The organism is Tropicimonas sp. (assembly GCF_047971885.1).
GTDB lineage: Bacteria > Pseudomonadota > Alphaproteobacteria > Rhodobacterales > Rhodobacteraceae > Tropicimonas.
Genome location: NZ_JBKEAE010000079.1, coordinates 1 through 14996 on the forward strand (window position 1 = coordinate 1; position 14996 = coordinate 14996).

Sequence of the window (14996 nt, forward strand, 5' to 3'; positions counted from 1 at the left end):
CACGTGGCGCGGCTGGGGCAAGATGTTCTGGTTCCGCCATCGCCGCCGCATCGGTCTGGATCCGTCCGAGACCTTCCATCCGGCCATCGACCGCCGCGAGGACCTGATCCGCGCCGCGAGCATCGGTTAGAAGCACCCTTCCCCGCCGAATTTCGCTGGCCGGAAATTTGCGCCAATTGTCATCCAGTTAGAAATAATGACCGGAACGTGTTACGATTGTCGTGTCGTTGTGCAACGGGAGGCGAAGTCGTGAAGATTCCCAATGTCGTTCTCGAAGTTCTCGGAACCTCCGCCCCGACACTTCTTTCCGCGCTGACGCTTCCGCCGCCGTTCAACATGCTCGCCTCGACCGTGGTTTCCTCGGCGCTCGGGCGGTTCGCCCGCCCGGCAACGAACGGCGTGCCGCCACAGAGCCCGGGCGATACCGCAGGCCCGGCGGCAACCGATACCCGGCCACTGACACCGGCCGAGGTGGTCGCCACGGTGGAGCAGAACGCCGCCAACCCCGATTTCCTCCTCGCGCTCAGATCGGCCGAGAGCGACCTGAAGAAATACGAAATCCAGGCCGGACTGCGGTTTGCCGAACTGCAACTGGAAGACCGCAGGCGGGCCGGAGATTTCCAGCAGGCCAGCGACATCGGCGGCAAGGCGTTCATGGCGGGCACGGCGCTGGTGGCGATCTCGCTCGTCGGCATGCTGGCGATGATCATCCTGCTACTGTTCGTGGCAATGGGCAGGATTCAGGTCAGCGATGCCAACTCGCCCATGGCTGTCGCCGCCTTCGGCCTTATCGGTACGGCGGTGGGTTTCATCAACGGTATCGCCGGCGCCATCGTCTCGTTCTACTGGGGCAGCAGCCAAAGCTCGAAAGAGAAATCCCTGGCGATGGAAAAGCAGTTCGAGCAATTCGGCGCATCGCTCAGCCGGGCACAGCGCGAGGTTCCGGTGCAACGCGCACCGGCAGTGATCGTTCCGTCGAGCGAGCCCGGCGGCATGCCGACGGTGATCACATCCGATGCGGACGGCACGCCGCGCATCGCCGCGGCGGCGATGGCGGCCCCCGCCAGCCCCGCCGCCGCCCATGCCGAGGTTCCGCCGGTGATCCCGGCCAGCCCGACCCTTGCGGCCGAACTGGTGCCCGACCTGTCGCAGTCCCATTCGAAATTCGCCGACGGAGTCAAATGGGCGCTGGTCGCCAGCGGCATTTCGGTCGAGGGCGGCTCTCCCGAGCGGACGGGCGGCGCGCCGGCGACGGTAACCCGCATCTGGAACGACTTCGGCGAGCCCTGCCGCTACTGGGCGCGCAGGTTCGGCGTGCCGGTCGAACTGATCGTGGCCACCATCGCCACCGAAAGCGGCGGCGATCCCGATGCCGAACGCGACGAACCGCAGATCAACGACAAGAGCGTCGGGCTGATGCAGACCCTGATCACCACGGCGCGCGCCGCGCTCGACCGGCCGAACCTGTCCGGGCGCGACCTGCGCGATCCCTCGCTGTCGATCGAGGCGGGCACCGCCTATATCGCCGCCCAACGCAAAAGCACCCTGTTCGATCCGCCGCTGGTGGCCGCCGCCTACAACGCCGGCTCGCTGCGGCGCGAGGAGGCCGAGGCGAACCGCTGGCGGCTGGTCTGCTATCCGAAGAACACCGGTCATCACATCGACCGCTTCGTCAGCTGGTTCGGCGATGCGATGCGCGTCAGCGCCGAACAGGGCTGGAGCGACGGCGGCAGAATCCCGAGCTTTGCCGCCGCCTTCGGCCCGGCAGGGGCCGTCGCCGCCACCCCGGCAGCGGCGGCCGCCGCCAGCGTCGCGCTATCGCTGCTGCGCAGCTTCGCCCTGCCGCCCATCCCGCTCGGCCAGATCGAGACGAACGGGGCGCTGGTGCGCGAAATCCAGGCCCGGCTGACTGATCTGGGCTATCTCGACCCGCCGGCGGACGGGCTGTTCCGCAAGACCTCGAACTGGGCCTTCGCCGCTTTCTGTGCCCGCAACGGGATCAGCCACGGCGGCACCTTCGCCCGGGTGCAGGCGCAGGCGCTGGTGTCTCCCGCCTCGGCGCTACCCGATATCGCGCCTGTGGAACAATGGCTCGGCAAGGTGATCGACTACATGCGGCGGCAGGGCTACTGGATCGCCCGTCACCCCGGCTGCCGCAACATCGTCTATCTGGAAGGTGTCGACGAGGACGGCACGCTGAATCAGGACCTGCCCGACCGCTTCAACGACCTGCGGCTCGTCTTCTGGCTGGAAGACGACGGTACCTTCCGGCGCCGGGCATGGCAGGCGACGACCGAGCCCGGCCGCTACTGGACCGAAAACCCGATGGACCCGCGTGGCGCGGCGCGCATCGCCTTTGGTCAGTACGGCGCGTGGCGCGTCGGCATGCACCGCGACGACCACGAAGGGCTGGTGCAGGTCAGGAACCTGAAGATTCACCGCGATCTCAACAAGGATTTCAGGCGCACCGACGACAGGACATTCAGCGGTCTTTACGGCATCAACCAGCACTGGGGATACGATCGCCCCGAAAGCAGCATAAACCGCGCCAGCGCCGGATGTCTGGTCGGCCGCACGAAAGACGGGCACCGCGAGTTCATGGCCGAGATCAAGCAGGACCCGCGGTATCTGAGCAACGACAGCTACACTTTCCTGACCACCATCCTGCCGGGGAACAAGGTACTTCAGTGAGCCGCGGGGGCGGGTCGGCCGGTGCGGTCCGTCAATGGAAACCGCGGCGCCCGGCCGCGCAGACACCGGCGTGATATGTCAGCCATATGTGTGTGTTCACAGATCCACCACCATATATTGACACTGCCGTCAATCTCCCGAATATCTGTTCCCTGCGCATGTGAATTTCCGGTTCACGCAGGTGTGCGGGTGGCAAAGGTTGCCCGGGATTGCTGCCTTTTGTTCAATTACCTGAACGCAGGGTACAGGGACGCAAGACAGAACTGATGGGGGAGGATGCGATGAAGCTTGAGGATGGCTCCGAGCCCGACAGGAAAACAGACAAGGCCGAGGATGCAAGACGCAGCCAGTACGGCGCGCTGTGCTACCGGATGATGCACGGCGAACCGCAGGTGCTGCTGATCACCTCGCGCACGCGGCGGCGCTGGATCATCCCCAAGGGTTGGCCGATGAAGGATATCTCCTCCGCCGAAACCGCCCGGACCGAAGCCTGGGAAGAGGGCGGCGTGCGCGGCAAGGTGATCGACAGGTGCATCGGCTTTTTCAGCTACGTCAAGCAGGGCGATGGCGACGGACCCGACCAGCCATGCATGGTTTCGGTTTTTCCGCTGAAGGTGAAATCGCTCGCTGGCAGGTATCCCGAACACAAGCAGCGCAAGCGCAAGTGGTTCTCGCCCAAACAGGCGTCGAAAAAGGTCGCGGAACCCGAACTGCGGACGCTCCTGCGCGAGGTCGACCTGCGCAAGCTCGGCTGAGCGCGGCGCCATCGCAACGGCCGGGCCGGCAAGCCGCACCGGGCACTTTGAATCGCCGGTGCCAGCGATTACATGTTGTCGGAATGATCAAGTACAGCCTCATATGCGCCAACGAGCACCGTTTCGACAGCTGGTTCGCCTCGGCCGGCGCCTTCGAGACGCTCAGGGCCGGCGGCATGGTGGCCTGTGCCGTCTGCGGCTCGGCCGATGTCAGGAAGGCTGTGATGGCGCCCAGCGTGCAATCGGGCGACACGCCGGCGCCATCGGCCCCGGGACGGCCGCTGTCGGCGCCGGCCTCGCCCGCCGAACAGGCACTGGCCGAACTGCGCCGCAGGATCGAGACCCACAGCGATTATGTGGGGAACAACTTCGCCCGCGAGGCGCGGGCCATCCACGACGGCGAGGCGCCCGAACGCTCGATCCATGGCGAAGCCAACATGCAGGAGGCCCGGAGCCTGATCGAGGATGGCATTCCGGTGCTGCCGCTGCCCTTCAACCCGCGCCGCAAGTCGAGCTGACTTTCGTGCAGTTCCGGCTCATCTCGGCCGCGACCGTAGCGCCCCGAGGCGTGCTTCGCGCAGCGAGATATAGACAACCGCCCCCGCGATCAGGACGCCACCCAGAATGACCCAGTTGTCGATCGGCTCGCCGAACAGCCACAGCCCCATCAGGCTCGCCCAGAGCAATTGCAGGAAAGTGACCGGCTTGGTCACGGCCATGGGCGCGGCGCGAAAGGCCAGTGTCATCGCGTAATGGCCGGCTGTGGCGAACCCCGCCACCACCATGAGCCAGCCCAGATCGGCCCACCCGGGCATCACCCAGACGGCTGCGGCGAAGGGGGCGAGCACGATGGTCACGCAGAGCGACATCATGCCGACCACCACCTGCGGGCTGGCCTCGCCCGTCATCCGCTTGGCGATCAGGTACGAGCCGGCAAACAGCAGCGCTGTCGCAATCATGGCCAGATGGCCGGCATCGAGCGCGCGCACCCCGGGCCGCAGGATCACCAGCGCGCCGAGGAACGCCACCCCGATCGCCGCCAGCCGCCGGGCCGCCAGCGGCTCGCCCAGAAACAGCGCCGCACCGAGCGTGATGTAGATCGGCGACAGATAGTTCATCGCCGTGACCTCGGCGATGGTGATCCGCGTCATCGCGTAGAACCAGAAGATTACCCCGGCCCCCTGCACCACCCCGCGCAGCCCGAACAGCGCAAGCGCCCGCCGCGACAGCCGCGCATGGCGGAAGGCGGGGATCATCGGGATCAGAAAGACCAGCCCCAGCAGATAGCGCAGGAACGCCGCCTCGGCCGCCGGCACCCGCCCGCCCAGGTGTTTGACCGTCGCCTGCACCCCGACAAAGCACAGGCCGGTCAGCACCATCCACAGCACGCCGGCAAGCGGGCGCTCCTCGGGTTGCGCGGGCAGGTTTGCCCGGTCGGAAAGGTGCGGAACAGGGGGCATGGGGGCGACAGAACGCCATCCGCCGCGCGGTTGCAATGGCGCATCGGGGCTCAGCCCGAGATCAACCCCGCGGCGATGCTCCACATCACGCAGGCAATGATCAGGTCGAGCACCCGCCAGGCGCCGGGCCGGGCAAAGAGCGGCGTCAGCCAGCGGGCGCCAAAGCCGAGGGCGAAGAAAAAGCTGAACGAGGCCGTGATCGCCCCTGCGGCGAAGCCTGGGCGCGCATCGGGAAAGCCGGCCGAGATCGAGCCGATCAGCGCAACCGTATCGAGGTAGACATGCGGGTTGAGCCAGGTCAGCGCCAGACAGGTCGCAAGCACCGCGCCGAGGCTGCGTGCCTCGTCACGCGCCGCGCCGAGCGTACCGCCGCCGCGCCAGGCGCTGCGCAGGGCAAGTGCGCCGTAGACGAGCAGGAATGCCGCTCCGCCCCAGCGCATCAGCGGCACCAGCGCCGGCATAACCCCGGACAGCGCGGCAAAGGCAAAGACCCCCGCCAGTATCAGTAGCGCGTCCGATACCGAACAGGCCAGAACCACCGGCACCACGTGTTCGCGCCTGAGACCCTGCCGCAGGACAAAGGCGTTCTGCGCCCCGATCGCCAGGATCAGCGAAAACCCCAGCAGATAACCCTGTACCATCGCATCGACCATCCGCCCGCCTCCGCCTTCGTCCCGGCCTTTTCATCAGCCTTGCCGATAACGCAGCGGATGAGGTAAAACCAATTCATGTTTCTTCATCCGATTTAGGTATGCTTAATCTTGATACGGCACAGTTAGCCGCCCTTGGTGAGGTCATCCGTACCGGCAGTTTCGAACGCGCCGCAGCGGCGCTCGGCATTACACCGTCCGCCGTATCGCAACGCATCCGCCAGTTGGAAGAGCGCCTGGGAACGGTGGTGATCCGTCGCGGCGCGCCCTGCACCGGAACCGACACCGGCATGCGCCTGTTCCGGCACGCAGAAACCGTGGCGATGATGGAACATTCGCTGATGGCCGACCTTGGCGCCACCAGAGGCGAGCGCCTGTCGCTGCGCATCGCGACCAATGCGGACAGCCTCGCCACCTGGTTTCTGCCGGCGCTTTCTGCGGCGCAAGCGGACGATCCGGGCGTCGGCTTCGATCTGATCCTCGACGATCAGGATCATTCCGCCGACTGGCTGCGCCGGGGCGAGGTGACGGCCGCCGTCACCGCCCATGCCGAACCGGTGCAGGGATGCGACAGCACGGCGCTCGGCGCGCTGCGCTACATCGCCACCGCAAGCCCGGCCTTCGCGGAGCGGCATTTTCCCCAGGGCGTCACGGCGGATGCGCTCCGCACCGCGCCGGCGTTGATCTTCAACCGCAAGGATGCCCTGCAAGAGCGCTGGATCGCTGAGAAAACCGGCCTGCCGCTGGTGGTGCCTACCCATTTCCTGCCGGCCTCGCAGGCCTTTGTCGATGCGGCGCTTCTGGGGCTTGGCTGGGGGATGAACCCCGAGGTGCTGGTGCGGGCGCATCTTGCCACGGGCCGGCTTGTCGCGCTCGATCCGGCGCTGCCGCTGGATACGCCGCTCTACTGGCAGTCGAGCCGCGCCACGCGCGCCGCGCTGACCCCGCTGACGCGCGCCGTCCGGGAGGCCGCGCGGCACTACCTGCTGCAACCCGGGACGAAAGAGGGCGCCGGGGCGGACGCGCCGTAACCGGCGCGCGCCCGGGGCCGGGTCAGAGCTGGGCCGCTATCTCGTCCGACACCTCGAGGTTCGCCGTCACGCGCTGGATGTCATCGTCGTCCTCCAGCACCTCGATCAGCCGCATCAGCTTCTGCGCCCCCTCCAGATCGAGCTCGGTGGTGGTCGTCGGCCTCCAGACCAGCTTGGTCGTTTCCGATTCGCCCAGAACCTCCTCGAGCGCGGTCGAAACCTCGTTCAGGTCGGTGTCGGCGGTGTAGATGATGTGTTCGTCCTCGTTGGAGTCCACATCCTCGGCACCGGCCTCGATCGCCGCCTCCATGACGGTATCGTCATCGCCCGCCGAGACGGGATAGGTGATCTCGCCCTTGCGTTCGAACATGAAACCGACCGAGCCGGTCTCGCCCAGATTGCCGCCGTGCTTGGAAAAGGTCGAGCGCACGGTCGAGGCGGTGCGGTTGCGGTTGTCGGTCATCGCCTCGACGATCACCGCCACCCCGCCGGGACCATAGCCCTCGTAGCGGATTTCCTCGTAATCCTCGGCCTCGCCGCCGGTCGCCTTCTTGATCGCGCGGTCGATGTTGTCCTTGGGCATCGATTGTGACCTGGCTTCCTTTACCGCCAGGCGCAGGCGGGGGTTTTTCTCGGGATCGGGGTCGCCCATCCTGGCGGCGACGGTGATCTCCTTGGACAGCTTGGAAAACAGTTTCGAGCGGGCGGCGTCCTGCCGCCCCTTGCGGTGCTGGATGTTCGCCCATTTTGAATGGCCGGCCATGGGTCTTCTCCGTTGGTGTCATCTTTCCATGAATGCTGGCGCGTTCCTATCGCAAAGCGGCGCGCCTCGGCAATCCCGCAGAACGGGGTCGCCGCATCCTGCTAGCCCGGGGTCCCCGCCGGGTTTTCCAGCGCCAGATTGAGAAACTTGTTTTCGCCGGTGATCGGTCGCGCCCAGAGCGCGGCGAAGGTCCGGCGCAGGTCGGCGCCCTCGTGCAGGATCGCGTTCACCGCACGGCAGACGGGCATGTCCAGCCCGATGCGGTCGGCGAGATCGACAACCGAAATGGCGTTGACCTCGCCCTCGACAACAACCGGGGTGCCATCGAAGACGTTCTCGCGCGCAATGCCCGAGCCGAGCTGAACCCCGAAATGCATGTTGCGCGAGGTGGTCGACGAGCAGGTCAGCGTCAGATCGCCGATGCCGGAAAGGCCCGCGATGGTCTCGCGCCGGCCGCCCCGCGCCTCGGCCAGGGCCTTCATCTCATCGATGCCCCAGGTGATCAGCGCGGCACGGGTATTTTCGGCATATCCCGCCCCCGTCATCATCCCGCAGGCGATGGCGACCACGTTCTTGACCGCGCCCGCAACCTCGACCCCAACCAGGTCGTCCGACACGTAGGGGCGGAAATTCTCGGACCCGAGCGACAGCGCCAGCCGCGAGGCCGGCGCGGCGCGCGGATCGCGCCGGTCGGCCTGCGCGAAGGGAAAGGCGAGCGTGACGGCGGTGGGATAGTTCAGCGCCGTCTCGCGCGCAAAGGTCGGCCCCGACAGCGCGCCGATCGGATGGCCGGGCAGTTCCTCGCTCGCGACCTCGCTCAGCAGCTTGCCCGATCCGGTCTCGATCCCCTTGGCGCACAGCACCAGCGGCACCCTCGGGGCGACATGCGGTGCCATCTGGCGGCAAATCTCGCGCAGGGTGACCGAAGGCGTGACGATCAGCACGCACTCCGCCCCCGACAGCGCGGTTTCGATATCGGCGGTCGCCGTCACGCCCCGGGGCAGGTCGATCCCCGGCAGGTAGCGCAGGTTCTGACCGGTGTTCCCGATCGTTGCGATATCCTGCGCATTGCGGCCCCACAACCGCACCGCGCGCCCGGCCTTGCTGGCGATCAGCGCCAGGGCCGTACCCCAGGCACCGGCCCCGATGACGGCGACGGTCGAATAAGGGCCGTGCTGCCCTGTTTCTGCGGGGGATCGGCTGAGGTTGGAGGTCATCCGGGCAATCCTGCCTTTGTGGCTCTGGTCGGTGCTTCGAGCGATATCTAATCGGTGACAGCCACGAACCCAAGCCCCGCGAACGGCCGGGCAACCCGCCCGCCGCCATTCCGGCTGTCCGCCGCCGCCCGGGATGATATGGTGCCCCTGTTTGATGTCAGGGGCAGGTCGGAGCGCAAGCGGATGTTCGAGCGGACGAAAGAGGCGATCTCGTTCGCCGGCGCGATCCTCAACGGGATCGCGACACGGCATATCGGGCTGATCGCCGCCGGCATCGCCTTCTACAGCCTGCTGGCGATCTTTCCCGGCATCACGGCACTGGTGACGCTCTGGGGCTATTTCGCCGATCCCGAAATCGTCGAGCAGCAGCTTGCCGGTTACGAGCCGCTGCTGCCCGCCGCCGTCTTCAACATCATCGCGGGCCAGGTTCACGCCATCGCCGACGGGCCGAAAGAGGTATTGGGCTGGGCATCACTGCTGACCACGGGGGTGGCGATATGGCTTACCCGGATCGGCGTTTCGGCGATGATCGGCGGTCTGAACGCAGTTTACGAGGTTCCGCCGCGCGGTGGCCTGCGAAGCCAGGCGGTGGCGCTTTTCCTGACGCTGCTGCTGATCCTCGTGGCGCTGGTCTCCATGGCGGTGGTGGTGGTCGTTCCGGTCATCCTGTCCCACCTGCCGCTTGGCGCCTTTTCCGATCTGGCGCTTCGCGTGCTGCTGTTTGTCATCGGCACCGGCGTCGTCCTGCTCGGGGTCGGCATTCTCTACCGGCTGGGGCCGAATCTGCCGGGCCGGAAGAGGCCGCTGTTCACCACCGGCGCGATCCTTGCCGTGGTTCTGTGGATGATCGTCTCGCGCGGCTTCGCACTCTACCTCACCAACTTCGGCCGCTATAACGAGATCTACGGCTCGCTCGGCGCGGTGGTCGCATTGCTGATGTGGTTCTACCTCAGTGCCTATGTGGTGCTGCTCGGGGCGCTGGTCGATGCCGAACTGGCCAAGCGGCGCGCGGCGCGCAAACTGGCCATGGAGGCCGAAGCGCATTCGCGCATTGCCGACGAGGACGACGACATTGCCCCGCCGGCAGAGCGGCCGGCAGCGCCGGTTCCGGCGAGTGGCGTAACGACCGGCGGCGGCGCGTTCGACGACCCGCCCGGCATCCCGTCGCCGGGGTGACGAGGCGGGGTGACGGGGCGGAGTGACGGGGCGGGGTGACGGCACCGGTCCGCCGCACTTGCCGCGCCCGGTCGGGGCGCGTATTGCGCGGGCAGTCTTTCCGCCTGAGGGCTGCCGCTTGCTTTTCTACCGCCTGCTCCTGACGCTGCTTGCGCCCGCCTTCGCCCTCTGGTTCGGGCTTCGGTTGCTGCGCGGGCAGGAGCGGCCTGCCGACCTGCGCGAACGGCTTGGATGTGGCACAGGCGCCGAAACCGGTAACGGCACGGCGATCTGGCTGCACGGGGCATCGAACGGCGAGTTGATCTCGGCCCGCAATCTGATCGAATCGCTGCTCGAACGCGGGCCGTCACTCCGCATCGTCGTCACCTCGAACAGCCTGTCCGGGCGCGATATGGTGCGGTCCTGGGCACTGCCGCGCGTCACCGCCCGGCTGGCGCCGCTCGATTATCGCCGCGCACTGACGCGCTTCGTCGAAACCTGCCGCCCGGCGGCCTTCCTGCTGATCGAAGGCGATCTGTGGCCGAACCGGCTGGTGCTGACCGCGCGCCGGGGGATTCCGGTCGTCATGGTCTCGGCCCGGATCTCGGAAAGAAGCGCGCGGAAATGGCGGCGCCTGCCCGGGCTGGCGCGGCAGATGCTGCAAGCGGTCGAACTGGCCCTGCCGCAGGATTTTGCCTCTGGCCAGCGACTGCTGGCGCTTGGTCTTCCCGCAGCCGCGCTGCATGCGCCGGTGACGCTGAAATCGGAGGTCAGCCTGCCTCCCGCCGATCCAGCACAGTTAGCGGCGCTGTCCGGCGTCTTCGAGCCGGGCCGGACCTTTCTCGCCGCATCGACCCATGCCGGCGAGGAGGAGATCGTCATCGCCGCCTTCGTGCAGGCGCGCCGGCACCGCCCCGGCCTGCGCATGATACTGGCACCGCGCCACCCGGCGCGCGGCCCCGGGATCGCGGCATTGCTGGACGAGACCGGGCTCGGATACCGCGTCCGCTCGGCAGGGCAGGATCCGGACCCCGGGGCCCCGGTCTACCTTGCCGACACGCTGGGAGAGATGGCGCTGTGGTACACGTTGTCCGATACCTGCCTGGTCGGCGGCTCTCTGGTGCCAAAGGGCGGCCATACCCCCTACGAGCCGGCCCGTTTCGATTGCGTGTTGCTGCATGGCCCGCATGTTTCGAACTTTGCCGAACAAGAAGCCGCGCTGGACCGTGCCGGGGGCGCGATAGGCGTGACGGGGACCGGCTATCTTGCCGCGGCGCTGAGACCGCGCGACGAGGCCACGCAACGCACCATGACCGAAGCGGCGCGCGCCGCGCTGGCGCTCGACCGGCCCGACAATTCGGTGAACGATGTGCTCGTGGCACTCGGGAAGCTCGACGGGCTGGCCGTTCTTCTCGAACGGTGAAACGAAAACCCGCGCCCGGCGTGCAGCCGGGCGCGGGCCGGTCTTCACCTGCCGGTCGTTCGGCTCATTGGCTTCCGTTCAGCTTGTCCACGACTTCGCGGTATTCGTCGAGATATCCCGCCGGCAGGTTGTGCGCGATGCCCTGATGGCAATCGATGCAGGTCTTGCCCTCGTCGATGGCCTCCTGATGCTCGGCTGCGGCCCGGCTCTCCTGAATGGTGAAATCCATGTAGTCGAAGGCATGGCAGTTGCGGCATTCGCGGCTGTCGGATTTCTTCATTTTCTTCCACACCAGCCCGGCCATGTGCAGCCTGCGCTCCTCGTATTTCTCGGGCGTGTCGATGGTGCCGATGATCTCGTGGAACAGATCCTTGCTGGCCAGAATCTTGGCACGGATCTTGAAATGCCATTCCTTTGGCACGTGGCAGTCCGGGCAGGTCGCGCGCACCCCGGAGTGGTTGTTGTAGTGAACCGTCTCCTGATACTCGTCGTAATTCACCTCCATGGTGTGGCACGAGATGCAGAATTTCTCGGTGTTGGTCAGTTCCAGCGCCCAGTGGAAACCGCCCCAGAACAGAATCCCGCCGAGGAAACCCACGATCAGCAGAACGCCGAGGCTGATGGCCCCCGCCGGGGACCAGAACCACGACCAGACGCGCCGCAGAAAGCCGGATTTCTTTTGTTTGATTGTGTCGGCCATGACCGTTCCTCCTTCTTCCCGACAGGCTCAGCGGGAGGCCGAGGACTCGAACGTGTTCTGGACCAGCGCCGGAGCGTTGGCCTGCGGCACGTGGCATTGCGTGCAGAACCAGCGGGTGCCGGCCACGTGGTCCATCTCGCGCCCGTCACGGTCGAGATAATGGGTCATCGACAGGGTGGGCGCCCCCCGGTCGCCGGCATTGGTCCAGTCGTGACAGCCCAGACACTGGTTGGCGCGCAGGTCGATCTGGTACTGGTCGCTCGAATGGGGGATCAGCGGCGGCTGCTGGCGATAGTCGCGATTGAAGCGCCGGGTCTCCTGCTGGAAAACCTGCTCGACGGGAACGTTTTCCTCGACCCCGGCGCCGCGCAGGCTGGCAAGCCCGCCGGCGGACTGGGCAAGGGCCGCTCCTGCCGGAATGATGGCGATCGCGAGGGCGCATAGGCCGGCAAGAAACGGCTTTCTCATATTTGGCTCTCCATGGCTCATGTTCATGCCGCAGTCCGTGCTTGCGGTCCGGATACCCCGCCGGCTGGCGGCGAGGCGGTGACGTGGTGATCGAAACGATCGGTGAAGGAAAAGACGTCGACGGCGCAAACGTCGATGCAACGTCCGCAATTGGTACAATCGGGCGACAGGATCAGCGGCGTGCTGCCCGCCTTGCCCTTCAGCGCGGGCGAGATGACCTGATTTTCCGGGCAGACCGCATAGCAATCCATGCAGTCGTCGCAGGCGGCGCGGTTGGCCGCAGTGACACGCAGCAGGCTCTTCGTCCCGACCAGGCTGTAGAAGGCGCCGACCGGGCAGACATGGCCGCACCAGCCCTGGCGGGCAACGAGGAAATCGAACAGGAAGATGCCGGCGACCAGCGCCCAGACGAATCCCATGCCGAAGACCAGCCCGCGGTGCAGCATGGTTACCGGATTGACCAGTTCCCACGCGATGGTGCCGGTCAGGGCCGAAACGGCGATGACCATGCCCAGAACCCAGAAACGGGTCGCGCGCTTTGGCTGCCAGCCCTTCCTGATGTCGAGCCGCGCATGCAGCCAGTGGGCCGCATCGGTCACCGGGTTGACCGGACAGACCCACGAGCAATAGACCCGCCCGCCGATCAGCGCATAGACCGCCAGAACGATCAACCCGCCGACCAGCGCGGATGTCTCGGGCCAGTGCCTGGCGGCCATCATCTGGAGCAGGATCAGCGGATCGTTCAGCGGCAGGGTATCGAAGGTCATCGAGCCGGCAAGGTTGCCCTTGACCCACCAGATGCCGAACCATGGCCCCATCAGGAAAATGAACAGGAAAAACGCCTGCGAGAGCCGGCGCAGGATCAGATATCTGTGCGCGCCGAACCAGCCCTTGGCCCGCAGCGCCTCCTGACCGGTGGGAAGAGGTGTCCTGCCACTCATTGTCCCGGCCCTCCGGGCAGGGTGAAGGTCGGCTCGAAACCGCCCGGCGCCGCCAGATTGTCGGTTCCCGGGCCGGGCAGACGGTCGGGCAGGTCGATGATCCCCTCGACCACCGGGCCGCCCATTGCCTCCTTTTCCTCCCAGCCGAGCCGGTAGTGTTCGGCCGGCGTGCCCCGTGCCAGCCGGACCGGCAGGACCTTGATCGCCGCCTCGGGCAGCACGCAGGATTTCTCGCACACGCCGCAGCCGGTGCAATGACCGGCATGGACCGTGGGAGCGAAGACCGCGTGATGCCCCGAGCGTTCGTTGTGCGAACGCTCCAGCGTGATCGCCTCGTCGATCACCGGGCAGACCCGGTAGCAGACATCGCAGCGCAGCCCGAGGAAGTTGAGACAATTCTCCTGATCGACCAGAACGGCGGTGCCCATGCGGGCGTCGTCGATATTGCTCAGCCCCCTATCGAGCGCGCCCGTCGGACAGGCGAGCACACAGGGGATATCGTCGCACATCTCGCAGGGGATATCGCGGGCGATGAAATAGGGCGTGCCCGTTGCCGGCCCATCCTCGCCAAGCTCGGCGAGGATCAGCGTGTCATAGGGGCAGTCGCGCACGCAAAGCCCGCAGCGGATACAGGCCGAAAGGAATGCGTCCTCGCCGATCGCCCCGGGCGGCCGCAGCGCCTCGGCCGGCAGCGCCCGCGCGTCGCGCGCGAGCCAGGCCAGAAGCGTGCCGGCCACCGCGCAGCCGCCCGCCATGCGGGCAGCATCCGTCAGGAAGCGACGGCGGTCGACATTCCCGGATATGGCGGTGGCGGGCATTTGCCGGATCTCCCCGGTTCAGCTCAGGCGCGCTCGACCTTGCAGGCGCATTTCTTGAAGTCCGTCTCCTTCGACAGCGGGCAGGTCGCATCGAGCGTCAGCTTGTTGGTCAGTTGCGATTCGTCGAACCACGGCATGAAAACCAGCCCGCGCGGCGGTTTGTTGCGGCCGCGCGTCTCGACCCGGCTCAGCACCTCGCCGCGACGGGTCGTTATCGTGATTTCCTGCCCGCGCCGCAGGTCGCGCGCCTGGGCATCCTCGGGGTGCATGTAGACGACCGCCGACGGAAAGGCCCGGTGCAGTTCCGGCACCCGCCGCGTCATCGAGCCGGAATGCCAGTGTTCCAGCACCCGGCCGGTGCAAAGCCACAGGTCGAATTCCTCGTCCGGTATTTCGGCCGCAGGTTCGAAGGGGGCAAAGATGATCTTCGCCTTGCCGTCCTTGTGACCGTAGAACTTTACCCCCTCGCCTTCCTTTACGTAGGGGTCGTAGCCCTCGCGGAAGCGATAGAGCGTTTCCTTGCCGTCCACGACCGGCCAGCGCAACCCGCGCGCCTGATGATAGGTATCGAAGGGCGCCAGATCATGCGCGTGGCCACGCCCGAAGCTGGCGTATTCCTCGAACAGTCCCTTCTGGACGTAATAGCCGAAATGCTGTGATTCCTGGTTGTCGAAGCCCTCGTAGGTCTCGGACAGCGGGAACCTGTTGACCACTCCGTTCTCGTAGAGCACCTCGTAGAGGGTCTTGCCGGCAAGCTCGGGCTTTTTGGCAACCAGTTCCTCGCCCCACGCCTCCTCGACGGTGAAGCGCTTGGAAAACTCCATCACCTGCCAGACATCCGAACGCGCCTCGCCCGGGGCCGGCACCTGCTGGCGCCAGAACTGGGTGCGCCGCTCGGCGTTGCCATAGGCGCCTTCCTTCTCG

At 66.6% G+C, this 14996-nt stretch carries 15 protein-coding genes; 6 read left to right on the forward strand and 9 right to left on the reverse strand.

Annotated elements, in window-relative coordinates:
• The first annotated feature begins 249 nt into the window (after positions 1 to 249).
• The 3 genes from ACK5IR_RS07635 (at position 250) to ACK5IR_RS07645 (ending at position 3964) form a co-directional block, all read left to right on the forward strand.
• The gene (locus tag ACK5IR_RS07635; protein WP_416927532.1) at positions 250 to 2691 is read left to right on the forward strand and encodes a peptidoglycan-binding protein; all 2442 of its coding nucleotides are present in this window, start codon (positions 250 to 252) and stop codon (positions 2689 to 2691) included.
• Between the two features lie 281 nt (positions 2692 to 2972).
• A complete protein-coding gene (locus tag ACK5IR_RS07640) occupies positions 2973 to 3446 on the forward strand; it encodes an NUDIX hydrolase (protein ID WP_416927534.1) in 474 nt (157 codons plus the stop codon).
• Positions 3447 to 3529: 83 nt separating this feature from the next.
• Positions 3530 to 3964 (forward strand): DUF1178 family protein, encoded by a 435-nt coding sequence (locus ACK5IR_RS07645; protein WP_416927536.1) that lies wholly within the window; start codon positions 3530 to 3532, stop codon positions 3962 to 3964.
• A gap of 18 nt (positions 3965 to 3982) precedes the next feature.
• Here the strand turns inward: ACK5IR_RS07645 and ACK5IR_RS07650 are convergent, their stop codons facing one another.
• Positions 3983 to 4906 carry a DMT family transporter gene (locus tag ACK5IR_RS07650; protein ID WP_416927538.1) on the reverse strand — a complete coding sequence of 308 codons (924 nt, stop codon included), beginning with the start codon at positions 4904 to 4906 and terminating at the stop codon, positions 3983 to 3985.
• A 50-nt stretch (positions 4907 to 4956) separates the two neighbouring features.
• Entirely contained in the window at positions 4957 to 5559 is a 603-nt protein-coding gene (locus ACK5IR_RS07655) for a LysE/ArgO family amino acid transporter (protein WP_416927540.1), read from the reverse strand.
• A gap of 98 nt (positions 5560 to 5657) precedes the next feature.
• Between ACK5IR_RS07655 and ACK5IR_RS07660 the strand changes: the two genes are divergently transcribed.
• Positions 5658 to 6587, forward strand: coding sequence for a LysR family transcriptional regulator ArgP (locus tag ACK5IR_RS07660; RefSeq protein WP_416927542.1), 930 nt, complete (start codon positions 5658 to 5660; stop codon positions 6585 to 6587).
• Between the two features lie 22 nt (positions 6588 to 6609).
• On the opposite strand, the gene ACK5IR_RS07665 is transcribed toward ACK5IR_RS07660, so the two are convergent.
• Both ACK5IR_RS07665 and ACK5IR_RS07670 read right to left on the reverse strand, forming a co-directional pair.
• The gene (locus ACK5IR_RS07665) at positions 6610 to 7350 is read right to left on the reverse strand and encodes a YebC/PmpR family DNA-binding transcriptional regulator (RefSeq protein ID WP_416927544.1); all 741 of its coding nucleotides are present in this window, start codon (positions 7348 to 7350) and stop codon (positions 6610 to 6612) included.
• Between the two features lie 101 nt (positions 7351 to 7451).
• Positions 7452 to 8567: an NAD(P)H-dependent glycerol-3-phosphate dehydrogenase gene (locus ACK5IR_RS07670; RefSeq protein WP_416927546.1), complete on the reverse strand. Its 1116-nt coding sequence runs from the start codon at positions 8565 to 8567 to the stop codon at positions 7452 to 7454.
• Between the two features lie 141 nt (positions 8568 to 8708).
• Between ACK5IR_RS07670 and ACK5IR_RS07675 the strand changes: the two genes are divergently transcribed.
• Positions 8709 to 9743: a YihY/virulence factor BrkB family protein gene (locus ACK5IR_RS07675; protein ID WP_416927548.1), complete on the forward strand. Its 1035-nt coding sequence runs from the start codon at positions 8709 to 8711 to the stop codon at positions 9741 to 9743.
• 118 nt (positions 9744 to 9861) lie between these two features.
• Complete coding sequence (locus ACK5IR_RS07680; protein WP_416927550.1) at positions 9862 to 11145, forward strand: 3-deoxy-D-manno-octulosonic acid transferase; 1284 nt, start codon at positions 9862 to 9864, stop codon at positions 11143 to 11145.
• A gap of 64 nt (positions 11146 to 11209) precedes the next feature.
• On the opposite strand, the gene ACK5IR_RS07685 is transcribed toward ACK5IR_RS07680, so the two are convergent.
• The 5 genes from ACK5IR_RS07685 to ACK5IR_RS07705 form a co-directional block, all read right to left on the reverse strand.
• Positions 11210 to 11845 (reverse strand): NapC/NirT family cytochrome c, encoded by a 636-nt coding sequence (locus tag ACK5IR_RS07685; RefSeq protein WP_416927552.1) that lies wholly within the window; start codon positions 11843 to 11845, stop codon positions 11210 to 11212.
• A gap of 27 nt (positions 11846 to 11872) precedes the next feature.
• Entirely contained in the window at positions 11873 to 12313 is a 441-nt protein-coding gene (locus tag ACK5IR_RS07690) for a nitrate reductase cytochrome c-type subunit (RefSeq protein WP_416927554.1), read from the reverse strand.
• A gap of 23 nt (positions 12314 to 12336) precedes the next feature.
• Complete coding sequence (napH, locus tag ACK5IR_RS07695) at positions 12337 to 13254, reverse strand: quinol dehydrogenase ferredoxin subunit NapH (protein ID WP_416927556.1); 918 nt, start codon at positions 13252 to 13254, stop codon at positions 12337 to 12339.
• The gene (napG, locus tag ACK5IR_RS07700) at positions 13251 to 14072 is read right to left on the reverse strand and encodes a ferredoxin-type protein NapG (protein WP_416927558.1); all 822 of its coding nucleotides are present in this window, start codon (positions 14070 to 14072) and stop codon (positions 13251 to 13253) included. Before napG ends, napH begins: the two co-directional genes overlap by 4 nt.
• A 23-nt stretch (positions 14073 to 14095) precedes the next feature.
• A partial coding sequence (locus tag ACK5IR_RS07705; protein WP_416927560.1) for a molybdopterin dinucleotide binding domain-containing protein occupies positions 14096 to 14996 on the reverse strand: 901 nt, incomplete at its 5' end.

Coding starts and splice junctions, on each gene's coding strand:
- ACK5IR_RS07650 (WP_416927538.1), bottom strand. CDS start 4,906: ATGCCCCCTGTTCCGCACCTTTCCGACCGGGCAAACCTGCCCGCGCAA.
- ACK5IR_RS07690 (WP_416927554.1), bottom strand. CDS start 12,313: ATGAGAAAGCCGTTTCTTGCCGGCCTATGCGCCCTCGCGATCGCCATC.
- ACK5IR_RS07660 (WP_416927542.1), top strand. CDS start 5,658: ATGCTTAATCTTGATACGGCACAGTTAGCCGCCCTTGGTGAGGTCATC.
- ACK5IR_RS07665 (WP_416927544.1), bottom strand. CDS start 7,350: ATGGCCGGCCATTCAAAATGGGCGAACATCCAGCACCGCAAGGGGCGG.
- ACK5IR_RS07655 (WP_416927540.1), bottom strand. CDS start 5,559: ATGGTCGATGCGATGGTACAGGGTTATCTGCTGGGGTTTTCGCTGATC.
- ACK5IR_RS07685 (WP_416927552.1), bottom strand. CDS start 11,845: ATGGCCGACACAATCAAACAAAAGAAATCCGGCTTTCTGCGGCGCGTC.
- ACK5IR_RS07640 (WP_416927534.1), top strand. CDS start 2,973: ATGAAGCTTGAGGATGGCTCCGAGCCCGACAGGAAAACAGACAAGGCC.
- ACK5IR_RS07645 (WP_416927536.1), top strand. CDS start 3,530: ATGATCAAGTACAGCCTCATATGCGCCAACGAGCACCGTTTCGACAGC.
- napH (WP_416927556.1), bottom strand. CDS start 13,254: ATGAGTGGCAGGACACCTCTTCCCACCGGTCAGGAGGCGCTGCGGGCC.
- napG (WP_416927558.1), bottom strand. CDS start 14,072: ATGCCCGCCACCGCCATATCCGGGAATGTCGACCGCCGTCGCTTCCTG.
- ACK5IR_RS07670 (WP_416927546.1), bottom strand. CDS start 8,567: ATGACCTCCAACCTCAGCCGATCCCCCGCAGAAACAGGGCAGCACGGC.